Raw genomic sequence first — 21,671 nt, forward strand, 5'->3', positions numbered from 1 at the left:
ATTGTCTCTTCAATTATAGCATTTTTTTGTTAAAATAACAGAAAATTATTTAAATCAAACAACTAACTCATTGTAAACAGACCTGTAAACTTAATTGACATAAAATTGACAAACAAAAATTTGAATATTTCTCTCTTTTCTAGTAGAATAAATATATTACATATTATAGGAGAAAAACATTGCTTACAGTATCTGATGTTTCACTACGTTTTAGTGATCGCAAACTTTTTGATGATGTCAATATCAAATTTACAGAAGGAAATACATACGGATTGATTGGTGCTAATGGTGCTGGGAAGTCTACATTCTTAAAAATCTTAGCTGGTGATATCGAGCCAACAACTGGTCACATCTCTCTTGGTCCAGATGAACGTCTCTCTGTTCTCCGTCAAAATCATTTTGACTATGAAGACGAGCGAGTTATTGATGTCGTCATTATGGGAAATGAAAAACTTTACAACATCATGAAAGAAAAAGATGCCATTTACATGAAGGAAGATTTTTCCGATGAAGATGGTGTTCGTGCAGCCGAACTCGAAGGTGAATTTGCTGAACTTGGAGGTTGGGAGGCAGAAAGTGAAGCATCTCAATTACTTCAAAACCTAAACATTCCAGAAGAATTGCACTATCAAAACATGAGCGAATTGGCCAATGGTGAAAAAGTGAAGGTTCTCCTTGCTAAAGCACTTTTTGGCAAACCAGACGTTCTTCTCTTGGACGAGCCGACCAACGGGTTGGACATCCAATCTATTACTTGGCTAGAAGACTTCTTGATTGACTTTGATAACACCGTTATTGTAGTATCCCACGACCGTCACTTCTTAAACAAAGTGTGTACTCATATGGCCGACCTTGACTTTGGAAAAATCAAACTCTATGTCGGAAACTACGACTTCTGGAAGGAATCTTCTGAGCTTGCTGCTAAATTGCTAGCAGACCGTAATGCCAAGGCAGAAGAAAAAATTAAGCAATTGCAAGAATTCGTTGCTCGCTTCTCTGCCAACGCTTCTAAGTCAAGACAAGCAACGTCTCGTAAAAAAATGCTTGACAAGATTGAATTAGAAGAAATTGTTCCTTCTAGTCGTAAATACCCATTTATCAACTTTAAAGCAGAACGTGAGATTGGTAATGATCTCTTGACAGTAGAAAATCTAACTGTAAAGATTGATGGCGAAACTATCCTAGACAATATTAGTTTCATCTTGCGTCCAGGTGATAAGACAGCTCTTATTGGACAAAATGACATCCAAACGACTGCATTAATTCGTGCAATTATGGGTGACATTGACTATGAAGGAACTGTCAAGTGGGGAGTTACTACTAGCCGTTCTTACTTGCCAAAAGACAACTCGGCTGATTTTGCAGGAGGAGAGTCAATCCTTGACTGGTTACGTCAATTTGCAAGTAAAGAAGAAGATGACAATACCTTCCTACGTGGTTTCCTCGGTCGTATGCTCTTTTCTGGAGATGAGGTTAACAAACCTGTAAACGTCTTGTCAGGGGGAGAAAAAGTACGTGTCATGCTTTCAAAACTCATGCTCTTGAAATCAAATGTCCTTGTACTTGATGATCCAACAAATCACTTGGACTTGGAATCTATCTCAAGCTTGAACGATGGATTGAAAAACTTTAAAGAATCAATCATCTTTGCCAGTCATGACCACGAGTTCATTCAAACTTTAGCAAACCATATCGTTGTTTTGTCTAAGAATGGCGTCATTGATCGTATCGATGAAACCTATGATGAATTCCTAGAAAATGCAGAAGTACAAGCAAAAGTTAAAGAACTTTGGAAAGATTAAATAAGACTTCAAAACTCAGTTGGGGTAACCAACTGAGTTTTCTATCATTCTACGAGGTAACATGAAATCATTTTTTAAAACATATTGGACCTATTTTGTTTCTTTCATCATTCCTTTAGTAATTATGACTGGAGTATACCTAACTCAAGGTATCTACTGGAATAGCGATACATCTCCACTATTAGGAGACGGTTTCCATCAATACGTTATTTTTGATGTGGCTTTACGAAATATTTTACATGGAAATGGTAGTTTGTTTTACACCTTTACAAGTGGCCTCGGACTGAATTTCTATGCTCTATCTAGTTATTACTTGGGTAGTTTTCTCTCACCTCTGGTTTACTTTTTTAATCTGTCGAATATGCCAGATGCTGTTTATCTGACCACTCTCTTAAAATTTGGATTGATTGGTCTGTCAACCTTCTTTAGTTTGACTAGATTATTTAAAGATATCCCAAAATTTTTAAAACTTGCCTTATCTACTTCCTATGCTTTAATGAGCTTCACTGTCAGTCAGTTAGAGATTAAAACCTGGCTAGATGTTTTTATCTTGATTCCTTTAATTATAACTGGTTTACACCTACTTATAACACAAAAGAAGCGCCTACTATACTTTACAAGTTTGTCAATCTTATTTATTCAAAATTATTATTTTGGGTATATGACAGCATTGTTTCTTATTTTCTGGTATCTCTGCCAAATTTCTTGGGACTTTAAAACTCGAAAATCATCTTTTCTTGATTTTGTTGTTACCTCCTTTTTAGCTGGAATGGCTAGTTTGATTATGACTCTTCCTACACTGTTTGATTTACAAACTCATGGAGAGAAGTTGACTGCCATCACAAAATTAAAGACAGATAGTAGCTGCTATCTGGATATTTTCGCAAAACAATTCATTGGATCTTTTGATACAACTAAGTATGGATCTATACCAATGATTTTTGTTGGATTGCTTCCTTTTATTTTGACCATTCTATTTTTCACAATAAAATCCATAAGGTTTCACGTGAAACTTACTTATGCAATTTTCTTTATTTTTTTAATAACAAGCTTTTACATAGAAGCACTTGATTTATTTTGGCAAGGGATGCATACCCCAAATATGTTTTTGCATCGCTATGCTTGGATTTTTTCCACTCTGTTAATTTATACTGCAGCAGAAGTCTTAAATCGTCTGAAAGAACTGAAGCTCTGGAATCTATTTGTCTCACTTTTTCTTGTACTAACAGGATTTTTGGCTACTATCTATTTTAAATCGCACTATTCTTTTCTAACTGATTTGAATATCCTGCTCACTCTTGAATTTCTACTAGTTTATGCTCTTTTACTTCTTGCAGTCATTAGAAAATTTATCTCTGTAAATCTATTTGCAATTCTTTTGTCTTTATTTATAATAGCTGAGATAAGCTTAAATGCATCATCTCAAATGGAAGGAATAGCTAAAGAATGGGCCTTTGCTTCTCGTAGCGCCTATAATAGAGATATCACCGCTATGGAATCCATTCTAAACCAAATTGACAATTCATTTACACGTACTGAAAAACTGCAAATTCAGACTGGGAATGACAGTATGAAATTTAACTACAATGGAATCTCTCAATTTTCGTCTGTACGAAATCGTTCAGCTAGCACTAGTTTGGATAAACTGGGATTCAAATCCTCTGGAACTAACCTCAATCTCCGTTATGCAAATAATAGTCTTTTAGCAGATAGTTTATTTGGAATCCAGTACAATATTTCTGAAACTTCACTTGATAAGTATGGCTTTCAAGAGATTTATCAAAAGGATCATTTAACCTTATATAAAAATCAACTCTCTTTACCCATTGCCTTTGCCACTCAATCTATTTACACCGATGTAAACTTTAATAATCACACTCTAGATAATCAGGCTTTATTTATAAACCAGCTTGCTAATCTCAACATGGATTACTTCTCCCAAATAGCATCTGATAAAACAGATACTTCAGATGGTTTAACGAGCATCACAGGTTCTGCGAATGAAGATGCAAAGATTGATTATCAAATTGAGGTTCCTCAAAATAGTCAAGTCTATCTCTCTTTTTCAAATCTTCATTTTACAAACGATAAGCAAAAGAAAGTTGACATCATTGTCAATGGAAAAAAAAAGACTTTTACAACTGACAATGCATTTAATTTCTTTAATTTGGGTTATACTGAAGAACGACAAACTTTCAATATCAGTGTTAGTTTCCCTGGAAATTCTCAGGTGTCATTTGAATCTCCAACCTTCTATCGTTTAGATACTCAGGCTCTTACTGAGGCAATTCAAAAGATTAAAGAACAACCTGTAGAAGTATCCACCTCTAAAAATAAAGTCTTTGCTACATATGAAGTAAAACAAGATACCTCTATTTTCTTCACTATTCCTTATGACAAAGGTTGGTCTGCATACCAAGATGGGAAAAAACTTGAAATCAAGCAGGCTCAGACTGGTTTTATGAAAGTTGATGTTCCAAAAGGAAAAGGCACCATTACACTTTCCTTTATCCCCAATGGTTTTGTTATTGGAGCAGCCTGCTCACTAACTGCCCTTCTTCTTTTTGGGATCTATAATCACAGACGAAATTTATCTAAGACAGAAAAAGATTGACCAATTCCTTGGCCAATCTTTTTAATCTTCTTCCATTTTCTTGGGTTGATAAGCTAGCATACCTAAAGCAGTAAAGAAAGCTAGTGTTATAATAAGGAAAATCACTTGGTGATGAATATTTCCTGTCATAGAGATTGTTTGTCGTAAGCCTGATACAGAATAACTCATTGGTAACCAAGGATTGACACCTTTGAAGAAATCATTTGTCAAAGCAAGGGGATAGGTCCCTGCACTTGATGCTAACTGTAATAAAAGTAAAATAAGAGAGAAGAAAGCTCCAATACGGCTATTCCAAGTTGTTAAAGCTGTCACCATAGACATGAAAGCTAAACTTGTGATTATAATTAGAATCAAGGTCCCCATCTCATGGTTCGCAGTCAATCCAATAAGATGGACACCTCCATAAACTAAAACACCTGCTAAGACAGCTATAATCCCATTTATTTCAGAACGAGACTTCAACCAAGCCCAACGGCTCTCTGGATGACGTCCAGAAGGCAACTTAGCAAAAATCATATTGGTAGATATAGCAGCAACAAAAAGAGCAACTGATATCATATAAGGAGCCATGGCAATCCCATTCACAGGAACTTGGTCATTGTCTGTTTTTGAGAGAACTAGAGGTTCAGATAATGTTTCTGCATTTTTAGATTCTGTCGAAGCTGATTTGAGTTGATTATTAGCATTGCCTAATCCTTGTCCTAATGAATCAACTCCTGTCTGTAAATCTTCAAGACTAGAGGTTAAGATTGTTCCACCAGCAGATAGTTTTCCAGCACCATCTGCTATCTTCATAGCGCCACTTCCTAGTTGGGATGCTACAGAAAGTAACTGTGTTGATTTGTCTGTTAATTGACCAGAGCCAAATTGTAATGTAGTAAGACCTGCTATCAGCTCTGGACTCTTATTATTCAATTGAGCAGAACCAGATGACAAACTTTCTATACCTGATACTAATTCTGGAGCTTTTCCAGCTAACGCATCTACTCCAGCTGTCAAGGTTGATGTATTTTCTGTCAACTTACTTGATCCAGAAACTAATTTATCTAGACTAGTTGTTAAACTTGTATTCTTTTCACTTAGTTGATTAGCACCAATAGAAATAGTATCCAATCCTTTAGTGTAGTTTACAACACCTTTTTCAATTGACTGACTTCCAGGAACTAACTGATTATTTACAGAAGTTTGTAATGTTGTAAATCCATTTGACAATGTTGTCAAGGAGCTAGATGCTGCAGGTAAGAGTTTATTTGCTTTCGTCTGCACATCAGATAGATTAGATACTTGTTGTTCTGAATTCTCTATACTTTCTTTTAATCCCCCTACTGTCGTTAAAATTGTTTTTGCTGACTCAATAGTAGAATTAGAATTTTTAGAAATAGCTTCTGTCAGTTCTTTCTTTTGTTCCTCTGTAAGAGATTGATAAGTAGCTGTTGATTGAAGGTTAGCAATAGTTTTCTCTTGTTCTGTCTGACTTTTTGTCACAATATCCTGAGCAAGAGTTGTTAGATTTGGCAAAGCTTCTGACAATGTACTTTTCAGTTGAGTATTATCTGATATTTTAAGAGCTTGTAGTGTTTTATTTAGTTCTCCTAAGCTTGTTGCCATTTGCGCTATTTCTTCACTTTGTTGAGATGAGGACTCTAATTGGCTTGAAATTTCTTTAATACCAGTATTTAATTGCTCCATTCCATCTCTTAGTGTATCTGATCGATTGGATAATTGACTTGTTCCGTTAGAAAGTTCTTTTACACTACTTGTATAAGCATTTACACCAACTGAAAATTGATTGAGACCTGTATCCAGTTGTGAAACGCCACCTGTATAGGACTTTATACCTGTATTTAGCTGATTTACACCTGTCACCAACTCAGGAGTTTTTGAAGCTAATTGACCAAGTCCAGTGTCAACTTGCGAGACAGCATTTGTATAACTTTGTAAACCACTATTAAAAGTTCCTAAACCAATATGTAATTGCTCTATAGCAGACACATAGCTAGATAAGCCTTTTGTAAATTGATCCGCTCCATTTGAAAAAGTTACAGTTGAATTAGCTAGAGTATTAAGATTTGTCGTCAACGTTTGACTTCCCGTCACCAACTGATCGGCTCCATTAGCCAATTGTTCACTTCCTTCAGCTGCCTTATTTATTCCAGATTTCAAATCATTCATTTTTTGAAATAAAGCCTTAGTGTATGTTTCCGTAACATTAGTAGAGACAGTTTGTTTTAATTGTGTCATTGCAGAATCACTCATCTTACTTGCAATAAAGCTATGCCCACTTGACGTCTGATAATCAATCTGCATCTGTTCAGGATGATTCGTTAGGATAGAAGTAGCTTTTTCAGATAAGTCACTTGGTAAAGTCACTACCATGTAGTAGTCACCATCTTCTAGCCCTTTTTCCCCTTCCTCTTCATTAACAAAGTGAAAATCTAAAGCCTTATTTTCTTTTAAATTAGACACCATGTCTTCACCAATTGTCATAGTCTGTCCATTATAAGAAGCTTTCTTATCTTTATTGACAACTGCCACAGGTAACTCCGATACTTGACCATATGGATCCCACATGGACGATAAAAATATAATGTTGTATAGAGCTGGAATGAGAGAAATTCCTATCATTACAATGATAAAGGTCGGTTTTTTAAAAATTTCTTTCCATTCTTTAAACATATTTCCTCCTTTTTTACACATATTGTCTAAAATTTTGATATAATAGATTATACATTAAAAAATCTAAATTACAAGATAAAAAATACTTTTTTAGACATATAGTCTATTTTTGTGTACGAGGAGAAATTATGAAAGAAAGTAACAAACGTTTAAAAACAAAACGAATTATCGAAAATGCCATGGTTCAATTATTGATGGACCAGCCCTTTGATCAAATTTCTACTGTCAAGTTAGCAGAAAAAGCCGGAATTAGTCGTTCCAGCTTTTACACTCACTACAAGGATAAGTATGATATGATTGAACTCTACCAAAGTAAGCTATTTCATACCTTTGAGTATATTTTCCAAAAACATGCTCATCACAAAAGAGATGCTATTTTAGAAGTGTTTGAATATTTAGAGTCTGAACCACTATTAGCTGCTCTCTTGTCTGAAAATGGAACAAAAGAAATCCAAAATTTCTTGAGAAATAAGCTTCACATTATGCTTAGCACCGACCTTCAGAAACGCTTTATGAAACTACAACTCACTCCAATAGAATTAGAATACAGCAGTATTTATCTAACAAATGCCCTATTTGGTGTTTGCCAGACTTGGATTGCTCACGGAAAAAAAGAAAGTCCGCAAGAAATGACAGACTTCCTTATGAAAATGTTAGGTGATGTAAACTAAAAAAAGAACACCAATGGTGTTCTTTTTATCTGACTCCGCCAGTAGGACTCGAACCTACGACATCATGATTAACAGTCATGCGCTACTACCAACTGAGCTATGGCGGATAAAATAGTCCGTACGGGATTCGAACCCGTGTTACCGCCGTGAAAAGGCGGTGTCTTAACCCCTTGACCAACGGACCATCTATCTGTAGCAGATATAACCATTATATCAATTTCTTACTAATTGTCAATCACTTTTTAGTTTTTTTCTCTAGAATATCTTTTAGTTTGCGGACTTTTAAACGAGTAATTGGACAACGATGATCTTCATAAAAGACAACTTCTAAATTCTTTCGATCAATTTCTCTCACATTTCCCACATTGACAAGAAAAGATTTATGGGAGCAATAAAATCGCTGGGTATGTTTGTCCTTTTCCTGAATATCTGTCATAGTTCCATAGAATTCTTTAGCAAAATTCTTACCAATAATCCTAAGTTTATGAGAAACTCCTGTGGTTTCGATATACAAAATGTCATGGTAAGGAATTTTCAAATCATTTCCTTTATAGTTGTAATCAAAATAGTCTACAACATCTTCGTTTTCAAGCAGCATGCTCTTAGTGTAAAAAATACTCTGCTCGATGCGTTTTTTGAACAATTCATCATTGATATCTTTATCAACAAAATCTAGGGCTGATACCTGGTATTTGTACGTTAAGGTAGCAAATTCAGATCGACTGGTAATAAAAACAATAATAGCATAAGGATTGTGATGACGGATAAACTGAGCCACTTCAAATCCTTTTTTCTCGATTCCATGAATATCAATATCTAGGAAATAAAGCTGGTTTACTTCATCATTTTCGATATATTCCTTAAACTCACGAACTTTTCCTGTTGTCTTATATGAAATAGGAATATTCGATTCTTCCGATATTTCATTTAATATTCTCTCTAGTCTCACTTGATGTTCAATAACATCTTCTAAAATTAATACTTTCATTCGAATTCCCTCTTAAATCTAATAATTTGTCTAAATGTGTTGTCTTCCATCTCTGTTTCTAAAATAATGTTGTCATATTTATCTAAGATTTCTTTGACATTATTAAGTCCTAGACCTCTATTTCTTCCCTTGGTAGAAAAACCTAAGGCAAATAGATCCTCTGAAGGCGTCATAGTGATTTTGCATGAATTCTGGATAACTATAACTGTTTCAAAATCCATTTTAATGACTGCAACTTCCATTTGTTTCAAATAACTATCTGCAGCACCTTCAACAGCATTGTTTAATAAAATGCTCATGATACGAACAAGATCAAGTAAATCTATTGACAGTCTAGTAATGATATCCTTTACTTCCAATGTAAACTCTACATCATTTTTTCGTGCATAGACAATCGATTGAGCAATTAAACTTCGTAAAGCAGAGTCTTCTATATTATTTAAATCAAAGTAAGTATATTTTTCTGACCTCAATTTCTGATTTGCTTTTACTAGTACTTCATTGTAAACCCTGTTAATTTCTTGTAAATCTCCACTGTCAATCGCCAGTTGCATGCTAACAAGCATCCCTGCATAGTCATGACGAAAACCTCGAATTTCATTATACAACTCTACAATTTCATCAGTATAAGTCTGTAAATGTTTTTGTTCAAATTTTTTTTGTTTTAGAGCAATCTCTTTTTCAATTTGAACCTTGTGAGAATTCATTGCAAAGAAAATCAATAACAAGCAAATAAAAACAATGGTTGATAAAATACTTCCGAAGCTATTTAAATGATGAGTTGTACTTACTATATCTGAAATAAACAATAAGATATGTAAACCAAAGAAAGCAACTATTACTTTTTTAAAAAAAGGATACAGATAATCTTTATCAAAATAGGTAAGTTCTAAATGGAAATAAGTAATAATTTTTTTAATAATAAAATATGTTAGTAATAGTACTCCTAAATAAAACATCACTTCATGTTCTATCACAAAAGCATCACCTGTTATAGAGGATAGGGTTACTGATAAAAAAGTATGTGTACTATGATATAATAAAGACAATAGTAAACTGATAAACATTCCTTTATGCTTATCATACTTCTTTAAAACTACTATAGAAGTATATAGAATAAAAGGAAATATAAACTTTTCAATCCCTAACCCAGCTAATGAAATAAAGTCAAAGAAAAATTCAGCTACAGACTGATATACAAATATACAAGCTATAAATAAATATCTTTCTTTTTTAGTTACTTTACAAATTAATTCATAGCTTATTGTTAAAATAAAAATATGAAGAATAACTATTCCAAATCCTAATAAACTCATCCTATCACCCTATAATATTACTACTTTGTCCTATTTGAAAAAAGATGTTTAAAAAAGTAAGGTAGTCTTTTATCTCCACCTCGAATCTCCTGCAATTCTGCCTCTGTTACTTCTTTAAATTGTTCCAACTTTACTGTATTTTTCATAATGAAATCTCCTGTATTATTTTTTCTTGTAAGTTAACTTACACATCTATTATACAAAATGAAGACCATGTAAGAAAAAATTCTTCCCAACTGTACATTTTTGCACCTGAAACGCACTTTTTTAAGAAAAAAGCTGGGATTTATCCCAGCTTCGCATCTAAAATTGATCCCAGCAGGATTCGAACCTGCGACCGTTCGCTTAGAAGGCGAATGCTCTATCCAGCTGAGCTATGAGACCTAACATGACCATTCTATCAAAAAACAAGAGCTAAGTCAATCTTCTATTTGTGGTAAGGAGAACCCTGTTGAATTGTAAAAGCACGGTAAATTTGTTCAACTAAAACCAATCTCATTAACTGATGTGGTAATGTCAGACGTCCAAAACTGACAGAAAGATTGGCTCTATTTTTTACAACAGGAGCTAGACCCAAACTTCCTCCAATGATAAAAGTAAGCGTTGAGTATCCTTTTATAGAAGCTTGCTCTAGTTGCTTACTCAATTCCTCTGAGGAGAGTGTTTTTCCTTCAATGGCTAGTACAACGACAAAGTCTCTTTCTCCAACCTTAGAAAGAATTCTTTCACCTTCTGTTTCCAAGATTTTTTGGTTTTCTAATTCACTGGCTTTGTCAGGTGTCTTCTCATCAGTGAGCTCAATCATTTCTAATTTGGCGAAACGTGAAATTCGTTTGGTATATTCAGCAATACCATCTTTAAGGTATTTTTCTTTTAATTTTCCCACTGTTACAATTTTTATTTTCATTCTTCTATTCTATCATATCCACACTTCATTTCACATCTTATACACACAAAAATCATTCAAAATTACTAGTGAATTCACAGAATAAAACGAGTTATCCACAACTTGTGTAAAACTTTAAGCTTTTAAGTTTGGATTAAGTTAATAGTTTTATAATCTGAGTAAATAAATAACAAACGGAGGCGTTTATGAAACACTTACAAAAATTTTACAAAAAAGGAGTTAAAGTTCTTGCAATCATTCTAATCGGATTTTTAAGTGGTGCCTTAGGAAGTTTCGTAACATTGCAACTTTATCAAAAACAAGGAAATCAAGCTACGAATAATAATTCTGGCACTGTCACTCAAACATCCTATAAAAATGAAAATTCAACCACTCAAGCAGTAAATAAAGTTAAGGATGCTGTTGTCTCAATCATTACTTATTCTTCTTCTAGCAGTAGACAAAGTAGTGTATTTAATGCTGATGACACTAACTCTGATTCAGACAATCAACAAATCGCAAGTGAGGGATCAGGTGTCATCTATAAAAAGGATGATAAAGATGCCTATCTTGTAACTAATACTCACGTTATCAATGGAGCTTCAAAAGTTGATATCCGCTTAGCAGATGGTACCAAGGTTCCTGGTGAAATTGTCGGATCTGATACCTTCTCTGATATTGCTGTCGTTAAAATTTCTTCAGAAAAAGTTACAACAGTGGCAGAATTTGGGGATTCAAGTCAACTTAGTGTTGGAGAAACAGCGATTGCTATCGGTAGTCCTCTAGGTTCAGAATATGCTAATACAGTTACACAGGGGATTATTTCAAGTCTTAATCGGAATGTTTCTCTAAAATCTGAAGATGGTCAAGCTATTTCAACAAAAGCCATTCAAACAGATACAGCCATTAACCCTGGTAACTCTGGTGGTCCACTTGTAAACATTCAAGGACAAGTAATTGGTATTACATCAAGTAAAATTGCAAGTAATGGTGGGACATCTGTAGAGGGTCTTGGTTTTGCAATTCCTTCAAACGATGCACAAAATATCATTAAACAGCTTGAAAGTGATGGTAAAGTGACTCGTCCTGCTCTTGGAATTCAAATGGTCAATCTGTCAAATGTTGGAGCTAGTGATCTTAGAAAACTTAACATTCCAAGTGGCCTCACTTCAGGTGTAGTTGTTCGATCTGTTCAAAACAATATGCCAGCAAATGGACATCTTCAAAAATACGATGTCATTACCAAAGTTGACGATAAAGAGATTGCTTCATCAACAGACCTACAACACGCTCTTTACAATCATGCTATTGGAGATACTATCAAAGTAACCTACTACCGTAATGGTAAGGAGGAAACAACCTCAATTAAACTAGATAAGAATTCTAGTGATTTAGAGTCTTAATTGACATCAGTGTAAAGAAAACTTTACAGAAAGTAAAAGATATGTTAGTGTAGAATCATGGAAAAATTTGAAATGATTTCTATCTCTGAAATACAAAAGAATCCTTACCAACCTCGGAAAGAATTTGATGCAGATAAACTAAAGGAATTAGCTCAGTCAATCAAAGAAAATGGGCTTATCCAACCAATCATCGTTCGTCAATCTCCTGTAATTGGTTATGAAATCCTTGCAGGAGAGAGACGATATCGAGCTTCTCTCTTGGCTGGTCTGACCTCTATTCCAGCCGTTGTAAAGCACCTCTCAGATCAGGAAATGATGATCCAGTCAATCATTGAGAATTTGCAGAGAGAAAATTTAAATCCTGTTGAAGAAGCACGCGCCTACGAATCTTTAGTAGAAAAAGGATTTACTCACACTGAGATAGCAGATAAAATGGGGAAATCTCGTCCTTATATCACTAATTTTATTCGTTTGCTTTCCCTACCAGAATATATCTTAACTGAAGTAGAAAATGGAAAAATTTCTCAAGCGCATGCACGTTCACTAGTTGGTTTGGATAAGAAGCAGCAAGACTATTTCTTTCAACTAATTAAAAATGAAGACATCTCTGTGAGAAAACTAGAAGCACTTCTTACAGAGAAAAAACAAAAGAAGCAAAAAAAAAGTGATTCTTTCATCAAAGACGAAGAAGATAAATTAAAAAAACTACTCGGTTTAAGTGTAGAAATTAAACTTTCAAAAAAAGATACTGGAAAGATTATTATCTCCTTTTCAAGTCAAGAAGAATACGATAGAATTATTAACAGCCTGAAATAAGGCTGTTCTTTTATTTTCTCAACTCACAAATTTATCCACCAATTTTTTTATCAATAACCCTATTAAATCAAGGATTTTCCTATTTATCCCCAACCTGTGGATAAATACTACTAACATTGTGGATTCTTTTCCCCAATCTGTGGAAAAATCCTACTATCTATGGTAAAATAAGTCTAGCACTAAACTACTAAAATCATAGTAAAGGAGGAAAACTAGTTGAAAGAAAAGCAATTTTGGAATCGTATTTTAGAATTTGCTCAAGAAAGATTGACACGATCTATGTATGATTTCTATGCTACACCTGCTGAACTCATCAAAGTAGAAGAAAATACAGCTACTATATTTCTACCGAGATCAGAGATGGAAATGGTGTGGGAAAAGCAATTAAAAGATATTATCATTGCTGCTGGTTTTGAAATTTATGATTCTGAAATCAAACCTCACTATATTTTCACTAAACCTCAGAGCACAGAATCTCCTCAGGTAAATGATACGAATAGTGTCTCTACTTACGATTACACACCTGCACTACCAACGATTCCCTATTCCGAAACAGGGTTAAAAGAAAAATATACCTTTGATAACTTTATTCAAGGTGATGGAAATGTTTGGGCGGTGTCTGCTGCACTAGCGGTATCTGAAGATTTAGCTCTGACCTATAATCCTCTTTTCATCTATGGAGGACCTGGTCTTGGAAAGACTCACTTACTCAATGCGATTGGAAATGAGATTTTGAAAAATATTCCTGATGCGCGTGTCAAGTACATTCCTGCCGAAAGCTTTATCAATGACTTTCTTGAACACTTGCGACTTGGAGAAATGGAAAAGTTCAAAAAGACTTACCGTAGTCTTGACCTCTTGTTGATCGATGATATCCAATCTCTCAGTGGCAAAAAAGTCGCGACCCAGGAAGAATTTTTCAATACCTTCAATGCTCTTCATGATAAGCAGAAACAGATTGTCCTAACCAGTGATCGAAGTCCTAAACACCTAGAAGGTCTTGAGGAAAGACTTGTCACGCGCTTTAGCTGGGGATTGACGCAAAATATCACTCCTCCTGACTTTGAGACACGTATCGCCATTCTTCAAAGTAAAACAGAGCATTTGGATTACCATTTCCAAAGTGATACTCTGGAATATTTGGCTGGTCAATTTGATTCAAATGTTCGAGAATTGGAAGGAGCAATCAACGATATCACTTTAATTGCCAGAGTGAAGAAGATTAAGGATATTACTATTGATATTGCTGCGGAAGCTATTAGAGCACGTAAGCAAGACGCCCGCCAGATACTTGTTATTCCAATTGAGAAAATCCAAACTGAAGTTGGTAATTTTTATGGAGTGAGTGTCAAAGAAATGAAGGGAACGAGACGAGTTCAAAACATCGTTTTAGCGCGTCAAGTTGCCATGTACCTAGCTAGAGAACTGACAGATAACAGTCTTCCAAAAATCGGAAAAGAATTTGGCGGAAAGGATCACACCACCGTTATTCATGCCCATGCTAAAATCAAATCATTGATTGACGAAGACGATAATTTACGTTTAGAAATAGAAGCAATCAAAAAGAAAATTAAGTAGCTTGTGGATAACTTTTCCTTTCTTATCTTTTTTATCCACATTTTTTAAACAAGCTTAGAAGCTTAAGTTTACTAAATAGCACTCAGTTTTCCACAGAATTCACACACTCTATTATTACTATTAACTTTCTAATACTAAAAATAAATAAAGGAGAATCCATGATTCATTTTTCAATTAATAAAAATTTATTTCTACAAGCCTTAAATACCACAAAACGAGCAATAAGCTCTAAAAATGCTATTCCAATTTTATCAACAATCAAAATTGACGTTACCAATGAAGGAATTACTTTAATTGGCTCAAACGGTCAAATTTCTATTGAAAATTTCATTTCTCAAAAGAATGAAGATGCTGGTCTCTTGATCACTTCTCTGGGTTCGATTCTTCTAGAAGCTTCTTTCTTTATCAATGTTGTATCTAGTCTTCCAGATGTAACGCTTGATTTTAAAGAGATTGAACAAAAACAAATTGTCTTAACAAGTGGCAAATCAGAAATTACTCTAAAAGGAAAAGATAGCGAACAGTACCCACGAATCCAAGAAATTTCAGCTAGCACACCTTTGGTTCTTGAAACCAAACTACTCAAGAAAATTATCAATGAAACAGCATTTGCTGCAAGTACGCAAGAAAGTCGTCCAATTTTGACTGGTGTCCATTTTGTTTTGAGCCAACACAAGGAACTAAAAACAGTTGCGACAGACTCTCATCGCCTTAGCCAGAAGAAATTGACTCTTGAAAAAAATGGTGATGATTTCGATGTGGTGATTCCTAGCCGCTCTCTACGCGAATTTTCAGCGGTATTTACAGATGATATTGAAACTGTAGAGATTTTCTTTGCAAATAATCAAATCCTCTTTAGAAGCGAAAATATTAGCTTCTACACTCGTCTCCTAGAAGGTAATTATCCTGATACAGATCGCTTGATTCCAACAGACTTTAACACTACAATTACTTTTGATGTGGTTAATTTGCGTCAATCTATGGAGCGTGCACGTCTCTTATCAAGTGCGACTCAAAATGGTACTGTGAAGCTTGAAATTAAAGGTGGAGTTGTTAGCGCCCATGTTCACTCTCCAGAGGTTGGTAAAGTAAACGAAGAAATCGATACGGAGCAGGTGACCGGGGATGATTTAACTATTAGTTTTAACCCAACTTACTTGATTGATTCCCTCAAGGCTTTAAATAGTGAAAAGGTGACTATTAGCTTTATCTCATCAGTTCGTCCATTTACTCTTGTGCCAGCAGATACTGACGAAGATTTCATGCAGCTTATCACACCAGTTCGAACAAATTAAGTGAAAGAGGTTGAGCCTGGCTCGCCTCTTTTATGATATAATCAAAAAAGAAAAGGAGAGTAGTATGTATCAAGTTGGAAATTTTGTTGAGATGAAAAAACCACACGCTTGTACCATCAAGTCAACAGGCAAAAAGGCTAATCGTTGGGAAATTACACGTGTAGGGGCAGATATTAAAATAAAGTGTAGCAATTGTGACCACCTTGTCATGATGAGTCGCTATGATTTTGAACGAAAAATGAATAAGATTATTGACTAAGAACCCTTAGTTAGAGGGTTAGCAAGTTTTCCCTTTTTGTGTTATAATGTTAGGGATTGAAATGAGAACGGAGAATGAGAAACTATGGCTTTAACAGCAGGTATCGTTGGTTTGCCAAACGTTGGTAAATCAACCCTTTTTAATGCAATTACAAAAGCAGGAGCAGAGGCGGCAAACTACCCATTTGCGACTATTGATCCAAACGTTGGGATGGTGGAAGTTCCAGATGAACGCCTACAAAAACTAACGGAAATGATTACTCCTAAAAAGACAGTTCCAACAACCTTTGAGTTTACAGATATTGCAGGGATTGTAAAAGGAGCTTCAAAAGGAGAAGGTCTAGGTAATAAATTCTTGGCCAATATCCGTGAAGTAGACGCGATTGTTCACGTAGTTCGTGCTTTTGATGATGAAAATGTGATGCGCGAGCAAGGACGTGAAGACGCCTTTGTGGATCCACTTGCAGATATTGATACCATTAACCTAGAATTGATTCTTGCTGACTTAGAATCAGTTAATAAACGCTACGCGCGTGTAGAAAAGATGGCACGTACGCAAAAAGATAAAGAATCAGTAGCAGAGTTTAACGTTCTTCAAAAGATTAAACCAGTCCTTGAGGATGGAAAATCAGCTCGAACTATTGAATTTACAGATGAGGAACAAAAGGTTGTCAAAGGTCTCTTCCTTTTAACCACTAAACCAGTTCTTTATGTTGCTAATGTGGATGAGGATGTAGTTTCAGATCCAGATTCTATCGACTATGTGAAACAAATTCGAGAATTTGCAGCGACAGAAAATGCAGAGGTAGTAGTTATTTCTGCGCGTGCTGAGGAAGAAATTTCTGAGTTAGATGATGAAGATAAGCAAGAGTTTCTTGAAGCACTTGGCTTGACAGAATCAGGTGTTGATAAGTTGACTCGAGCTGCTTACCACTTACTTGGACTTGGAACTTACTTCACAGCTGGTGAAAAAGAAGTTCGCGCTTGGACCTTTAAGCGTGGTATGAAAGCTCCTCAAGCAGCTGGTATCATCCATTCAGATTTTGAAAAAGGCTTTATTCGTGCAGTAACCATGTCATATGAGGATCTAGTGAAATACGGATCTGAAAAGGCTGTAAAAGAAGCTGGGCGCTTGCGTGAAGAAGGAAAAGAATATATCGTTCAAGATGGCGATATCATGGAATTCCGCTTTAACGTTTAATAACATTTAATAAATAGTGTCAATTAGGTTGGAAAAAAATTCCAACCCTTTTGGCTTTCGAAAGGAAAAATAAATGACTAAATTACTTGTTGGATTAGGAAATCCAGGGGATAAATATTTTGAAACCAAGCACAACGTTGGATTTATGTTGATTGATCAATTGGCCAAAAAACAAAATGTTACCTTTACACATGACAAGATATTTCAAGCTGACCTAGCATCTTTTTTCCTCAATGGAGAAAAAATTTATCTGGTCAAACCAACAACATTTATGAATGAAAGTGGAAAAGCGGTTCATGCTTTATTGACTTACTATGGTTTGGATATTGAAGATTTACTCGTTATTTACGACGACCTTGACATGGAAGTCGGGAAAATTCGTTTAAGAGCAAAGGGATCAGCAGGTGGTCATAATGGTATCAAGTCTATTATTCAACATATTGGAACTCAAGTATTTAACCGTGTTAAAATAGGTATTGGAAGACCTAAAAAAGGCATGTCGGTTGTTCATCATGTTTTAAGTAAGTTTGAACAGGATGACTATGTGGGTATTTTACAGTCTATTGACAAGGTTGACGATGCTGTAAACTACTATTTACAAGAGAAAAACTTTGAGAAAACAATGCAGAGGTATAATGGTTAAATGGTGACTTTATTAGATTTATTCTCAGAAAATGATCAGATAAAAAAATGGCATCAAAATCTGATAGATAAGAAAAGACAACTAATACTTGGTTTATCAACGTCTACCAAGGCTCTTGCAATTGCAAGCAGTCTAGAAAAAGAAAATAAGGTTGTGTTACTGACCTCGACTTATGGAGAAGCAGAACGAATTATCAGTGATCTTCTTTCTCTCTTAGGAGAGGAATTTGTCTATCCATTTTTAGTAGATGACTCTCCTATGGTAGAGTTTTTGATGTCTTCGCAAGAAAAAATCATTTCGCGGGTTGAGGCCTTGCGTTTTTTGAGTGATCCGTCTAAGAAAGGGATTTTAGTTTGTAATATCGCAGCGAGTCGATTGATTCTACCTTCTCCGACTAGATTTAAAGAAAGTACTATAAAAATTGCAGTTGGCGAAGAATATGACCAACACGAGCTACTTCACCGGTTAAAGGAAATTGGATATCGAAAAGTTACTCAAGTACAGACACAAGGTGAGTTTAGTATTCGAGGAGACATCTTAGATATTTTTGAGATATCTCAGTTAGAACCTTTCCGAATCGAGTTTTTTGGCGATGAAGTAGATGGTATTCGTACTTTTGAAGTCGAAACACAATTATCGAAAGAAAATCAGACAAACCTCACTATCTTTCCAGCTAGCGACATACTTTTGAGAGAAAAAGATTATCAACGAGGACAGTTAGCTTTAGAAAAGCAAATTTCAAAGACTCTATCACCAATTTTAAAATCATATTTGGAAGAGATTTTGTCAAGTTTTCATCAAAAACAAGTACATTCAGATAGTCGAAAGTTTTTGTCCTTATGTTACGATAAAACATGGACTGTATTTGATTATATTGAAAAAGATACACCAGTATTCTTTGATGACTATCAAAAATTGATGAATCAGTATGAAGCCTTTGAAAGAGAATTAGCGCAATACTTTACAGAAGATTTACAGAATGGTAAATCATTTTCTGAGATGCAGTATTTTGCAGATACAGAGCAAACCTATAAAAAACAAAGTCCAGTTACCTTTTTCTCTAATCTGCAAAAGGGCTTAGGAAACCTCAAATTTGATCACATTTATCAATTTAATCAATACCCCATGCAAGAGTTTTTCAATCAGTTTTCTTTTCTTAAAGAAGAAATTGAGCGATACAAAAAAATGGACTACACCATTGTTTTGCAGTCTAGCAATTCAATGGGCAGTAAAACATTGGAAGATGTTTTAGAGGAATACCAGATCAAATTGGATTCCAAAGATAAGTCAAGTATCTGTAAAGAATCTGTAAACTTGATTGAGGGTAATCTAAGACATGGTTTTCATTTTGTAGATGAAAAAATTCTCTTGATTACTGAACATGAGATTTTTCAAAAGAAATTAAAACGTCGTTTTCGAAGACAACATGCTTCAAACGCAGAGCGATTAAAAGATTATAATGAACTTGAAAAAGGGGACTACGTTGTTCACCATATCCATGGAATTGGTCAATATCTAGGGATTGAAACAATTGAAATCAAAGGGATTCACCGTGATTATGTCAGTGTACAGTATCAAAATGGTGACCAAATCTCCATCCCAGTAGAGCAGATTCAGTTACTGTCCAAATATGTTTCAAGTGATGGGAAACCTCCTAAACTCAATAAATTAAATGACGGTCATTTCAAAAAGGCCAAGCAAAAAGTTAAGAACCAGGTAGAGGATATAGCTGACGATTTAATAAAACTGTATTCTGAGCGTAGTCAGTTGAAGGGTTTTGCTTTCTCAGCTGATGATGAAGATCAACATGCTTTTGATGATGCCTTCCCTTATGTTGAAACGGATGATCAACTTCGTAGTATTGAGGAAATCAAGAGAGATATGCAGGATTCTCATCCCATGGATCGACTTTTAGTTGGGGATGTTGGTTTTGGAAAGACTGAAGTTGCAATGCGTGCAGCATTTAAGGCTGTCAATGATCACAAACAGGTTGTTGTTCTAGTTCCGACGACGGTGTTAGCACAACAACACTATACGAATTTTAAGGAAAGATTCCAAAATTTTGCTGTTAATATTGATGTGTTGAGTCGCTTTAGAAGTAAAAAAGAGCAGGCAGAGACACTTGAAAAATTAAAGAATGGTCAAGTTGATATTTTGATTGGAACGCATCGTGTTTTGTCTAAAGATGTTGTGTTTTCTGATTTGGGCTTGATGATTATTGATGAGGAACAACGATTCGGTGTTAAGCATAAGGAAACTTTGAAAGAACTGAAAAAACAAGTAGATGTTCTAACCTTGACAGCAACGCCAATCCCTCGTACTCTCCACATGTCTATGCTGGGAATCCGAGATTTGTCTGTTATTGAAACTCCTCCAACCAATCGCTATCCTGTTCAAACCTATGTATTAGAGAAGAATGATAGTGTCATTCGTGATGCTGTCTTGCGTGAAATGGAGCGTGGAGGTCAAATTTACTATCTTTACAATAAGGTTGACACGATTGACCAGAAGGTTTCGGAATTACAGGAGTTGATTCCAGAGGCTTCGATTGGGTATGTTCATGGACAAATGAGTGAAATTCAGTTGGAAAATACTCTACTTGATTTCATTGAAGGTCAGTATGATATTTTGGTGACGACTACTATTATTGAGACAGGGGTAGATATTCCAAATGCCAATACCTTATTTATTGAAAATGCAGACCATATGGGTTTGTCAACCTTGTATCAATTAAGAGGAAGAGTCGGTCGTAGCAATCGTATTGCTTATGCCTATCTTATGTATCGTCCAGAAAAATCAATTAGTGAAGTCTCTGAGAAGAGATTAGAAGCGATTAAGGGATTTACAGAATTAGGCTCAGGATTTAAGATTGCGATGCGAGATCTTTCGATTCGTGGAGCAGGAAATCTCCTAGGAAAATCGCAGTCTGGTTTCATTGATTCTGTTGGTTTTGAATTGTATTCGCAGTTACTAGAGGAAGCTATCGCTAAACGGAACGGTAATGGGAATAAAAGAATCAAAGGAAATGCTGAGTTGATTTTACAAATTGATGCTTATCTTCCTGATACTTATATTTCTGACCAACGACATAAGATTGAAATTTACAAGAAAATTCGTCAAATTGACAATCGTGTCAACTATGAAGAACTACAAGAAGAGTTGATGGACCGCTTTGGAGAATACCCAGACGTAGTAGCATACCTTTTAGAGATTGGTTTGGTCAAGTCATATTTTGACAAGGTCTTTGTAGAACGTGTGGAAAGAAAAGAAAATAAGATTACAGTTCAATTTGAAAAAGTCACTCAACGACTATTCTTGGCTCAAGATTATTTTAAAGCTTTATCCGCAACGAACTTAAAAGCAGCCATAGCTGAGAATAAGGGATTAATGGAAGTTGTATTCGATGTCCGAAACAAGAAGGATTATGAAATTTTAGAAGGTTTGCTGATTTTTGGAGAAAGTTTATTAGAGATAAAAGAATCAAAGGAAGCAAATCTCATTTAACATTTTTCTTCTATAAAAAG

16 protein-coding genes and 3 tRNA genes are annotated in these 21,671 nt (G+C 35.0%); 11 read left to right on the forward strand and 8 right to left on the reverse strand.

From position 1 onward, the window contains the following. Positions 1 to 179 precede the first annotated feature (179 nt). A complete protein-coding gene (locus HMPREF2655_RS01260; protein WP_070837239.1) occupies positions 180 to 1,802 on the forward strand; it encodes an ATP-binding cassette domain-containing protein in 1,623 nt (540 codons plus the stop codon). A gap of 61 nt (positions 1,803 to 1,863) precedes the next feature. Next, entirely contained in the window at positions 1,864 to 4,416 is a 2,553-nt protein-coding gene (locus HMPREF2655_RS01265; RefSeq protein ID WP_070837241.1) for a YfhO family protein, read from the forward strand. A gap of 21 nt (positions 4,417 to 4,437) precedes the next feature. Here the strand turns inward: HMPREF2655_RS01265 and HMPREF2655_RS01270 are convergent, their stop codons facing one another. Then, entirely contained in the window at positions 4,438 to 7,092 is a 2,655-nt protein-coding gene (locus HMPREF2655_RS01270; RefSeq protein WP_070837243.1) for a YhgE/Pip domain-containing protein, read from the reverse strand. A 128-nt stretch (positions 7,093 to 7,220) separates the two neighbouring features. On the opposite strand from HMPREF2655_RS01270, the gene HMPREF2655_RS01275 reads away from it, so the two are divergent. After that, the gene (locus HMPREF2655_RS01275; RefSeq protein WP_000665080.1) at positions 7,221 to 7,763 is read left to right on the forward strand and encodes a TetR/AcrR family transcriptional regulator; all 543 of its coding nucleotides are present in this window, start codon (positions 7,221 to 7,223) and stop codon (positions 7,761 to 7,763) included. Positions 7,764 to 7,796: 33 nt separating this feature from the next. Here the strand turns inward: HMPREF2655_RS01275 and HMPREF2655_RS01280 are convergent. From HMPREF2655_RS01280 to rlmH, 7 genes are all read right to left on the reverse strand, one after another. After that, positions 7,797 to 7,870: transfer RNA gene (locus HMPREF2655_RS01280), tRNA-Asn, on the reverse strand. Between the two features lie 5 nt (positions 7,871 to 7,875). Further along, positions 7,876 to 7,947, reverse strand: a tRNA-Glu gene (locus HMPREF2655_RS01285). Between the two features lie 51 nt (positions 7,948 to 7,998). After that, positions 7,999 to 8,751 carry a competence system response regulator transcription factor ComE gene (gene comE, locus HMPREF2655_RS01290; RefSeq protein ID WP_045592607.1) on the reverse strand — a complete coding sequence of 251 codons (753 nt, stop codon included), beginning with the start codon at positions 8,749 to 8,751 and terminating at the stop codon, positions 7,999 to 8,001. Beyond that, positions 8,748 to 10,067: a competence system sensor histidine kinase ComD gene (gene comD, locus HMPREF2655_RS01295; protein ID WP_070837244.1), complete on the reverse strand. Its 1,320-nt coding sequence runs from the start codon at positions 10,065 to 10,067 to the stop codon at positions 8,748 to 8,750. Before comD ends, comE begins: the two co-directional genes overlap by 4 nt. Positions 10,068 to 10,087: 20 nt before the next feature. Beyond that, a complete protein-coding gene (gene comC / locus HMPREF2655_RS01300; protein WP_008282505.1) occupies positions 10,088 to 10,213 on the reverse strand; it encodes a competence-stimulating peptide ComC in 126 nt (41 codons plus the stop codon). Positions 10,214 to 10,377: 164 nt separating this feature from the next. Beyond that, a tRNA-Arg gene (locus HMPREF2655_RS01305) sits at positions 10,378 to 10,451 on the reverse strand. A 43-nt stretch (positions 10,452 to 10,494) separates the two neighbouring features. Beyond that, a complete protein-coding gene (rlmH, locus tag HMPREF2655_RS01310; RefSeq protein ID WP_000694220.1) occupies positions 10,495 to 10,974 on the reverse strand; it encodes a 23S rRNA (pseudouridine(1915)-N(3))-methyltransferase RlmH in 480 nt (159 codons plus the stop codon). Positions 10,975 to 11,159: 185 nt separating this feature from the next. On the opposite strand from rlmH, the gene HMPREF2655_RS01315 reads away from it, so the two are divergent. From HMPREF2655_RS01315 to mfd, 8 genes are all read left to right on the forward strand, one after another. Next, the gene (locus HMPREF2655_RS01315) at positions 11,160 to 12,356 is read left to right on the forward strand and encodes a serine protease HtrA (protein ID WP_000681800.1); all 1,197 of its coding nucleotides are present in this window, start codon (positions 11,160 to 11,162) and stop codon (positions 12,354 to 12,356) included. A gap of 57 nt (positions 12,357 to 12,413) precedes the next feature. Beyond that, positions 12,414 to 13,172: a ParB/RepB/Spo0J family partition protein gene (locus tag HMPREF2655_RS01320; RefSeq protein WP_000410357.1), complete on the forward strand. Its 759-nt coding sequence runs from the start codon at positions 12,414 to 12,416 to the stop codon at positions 13,170 to 13,172. 216 nt (positions 13,173 to 13,388) lie between these two features. After that, positions 13,389 to 14,750 carry a chromosomal replication initiator protein DnaA gene (gene dnaA, locus HMPREF2655_RS01325; RefSeq protein WP_000660625.1) on the forward strand — a complete coding sequence of 454 codons (1,362 nt, stop codon included), beginning with the start codon at positions 13,389 to 13,391 and terminating at the stop codon, positions 14,748 to 14,750. Between the two features lie 158 nt (positions 14,751 to 14,908). Next, positions 14,909 to 16,045 carry a DNA polymerase III subunit beta gene (gene dnaN, locus HMPREF2655_RS01330; protein WP_049478004.1) on the forward strand — a complete coding sequence of 379 codons (1,137 nt, stop codon included), beginning with the start codon at positions 14,909 to 14,911 and terminating at the stop codon, positions 16,043 to 16,045. A gap of 64 nt (positions 16,046 to 16,109) precedes the next feature. Then, positions 16,110 to 16,304, forward strand: coding sequence for a DUF951 domain-containing protein (locus HMPREF2655_RS01335; RefSeq protein ID WP_000285184.1), 195 nt, complete (start codon positions 16,110 to 16,112; stop codon positions 16,302 to 16,304). 84 nt (positions 16,305 to 16,388) lie between these two features. Beyond that, the gene (gene ychF / locus HMPREF2655_RS01340) at positions 16,389 to 17,504 is read left to right on the forward strand and encodes a redox-regulated ATPase YchF (RefSeq protein ID WP_001218700.1); all 1,116 of its coding nucleotides are present in this window, start codon (positions 16,389 to 16,391) and stop codon (positions 17,502 to 17,504) included. A gap of 73 nt (positions 17,505 to 17,577) precedes the next feature. Next, a complete protein-coding gene (gene pth / locus HMPREF2655_RS01345) occupies positions 17,578 to 18,147 on the forward strand; it encodes an aminoacyl-tRNA hydrolase (RefSeq protein WP_049490806.1) in 570 nt (189 codons plus the stop codon). Beyond that, positions 18,148 to 21,651 carry a transcription-repair coupling factor gene (gene mfd, locus HMPREF2655_RS01350; RefSeq protein WP_070837246.1) on the forward strand — a complete coding sequence of 1,168 codons (3,504 nt, stop codon included), beginning with the start codon at positions 18,148 to 18,150 and terminating at the stop codon, positions 21,649 to 21,651. Positions 21,652 to 21,671: the final 20 nt, after the last annotated feature.

The sequence above is a fragment of the Streptococcus sp. HMSC066F01 genome, assembly GCF_001837335.1.
Classification (GTDB): Bacteria; Bacillota; Bacilli; order Lactobacillales; family Streptococcaceae; genus Streptococcus; species Streptococcus oralis_S.

Bases quoted from the DNA above. Each gene is read 5' to 3' on its own strand.
- HMPREF2655_RS01265 (WP_070837241.1), top strand. From the start codon at position 1,864: ATGAAATCATTTTTTAAAACATATTGGACCTATTTTGTTTCTTTCATC.
- HMPREF2655_RS01270 (WP_070837243.1), bottom strand. From the start codon at position 7,092: ATGTTTAAAGAATGGAAAGAAATTTTTAAAAAACCGACCTTTATCATT.
- HMPREF2655_RS01275 (WP_000665080.1), top strand. From the start codon at position 7,221: ATGAAAGAAAGTAACAAACGTTTAAAAACAAAACGAATTATCGAAAAT.
- comE (WP_045592607.1), bottom strand. From the start codon at position 8,751: ATGAAAGTATTAATTTTAGAAGATGTTATTGAACATCAAGTGAGACTA.
- comD (WP_070837244.1), bottom strand. From the start codon at position 10,067: ATGAGTTTATTAGGATTTGGAATAGTTATTCTTCATATTTTTATTTTA.
- comC (WP_008282505.1), bottom strand. From the start codon at position 10,213: ATGAAAAATACAGTAAAGTTGGAACAATTTAAAGAAGTAACAGAGGCA.
- rlmH (WP_000694220.1), bottom strand. From the start codon at position 10,974: ATGAAAATAAAAATTGTAACAGTGGGAAAATTAAAAGAAAAATACCTT.
- HMPREF2655_RS01315 (WP_000681800.1), top strand. From the start codon at position 11,160: ATGAAACACTTACAAAAATTTTACAAAAAAGGAGTTAAAGTTCTTGCA.
- HMPREF2655_RS01320 (WP_000410357.1), top strand. From the start codon at position 12,414: ATGGAAAAATTTGAAATGATTTCTATCTCTGAAATACAAAAGAATCCT.
- dnaN (WP_049478004.1), top strand. From the start codon at position 14,909: ATGATTCATTTTTCAATTAATAAAAATTTATTTCTACAAGCCTTAAAT.
- HMPREF2655_RS01335 (WP_000285184.1), top strand. From the start codon at position 16,110: ATGTATCAAGTTGGAAATTTTGTTGAGATGAAAAAACCACACGCTTGT.
- ychF (WP_001218700.1), top strand. From the start codon at position 16,389: ATGGCTTTAACAGCAGGTATCGTTGGTTTGCCAAACGTTGGTAAATCA.
- pth (WP_049490806.1), top strand. From the start codon at position 17,578: ATGACTAAATTACTTGTTGGATTAGGAAATCCAGGGGATAAATATTTT.
- mfd (WP_070837246.1), top strand. From the start codon at position 18,148: ATGGTGACTTTATTAGATTTATTCTCAGAAAATGATCAGATAAAAAAA.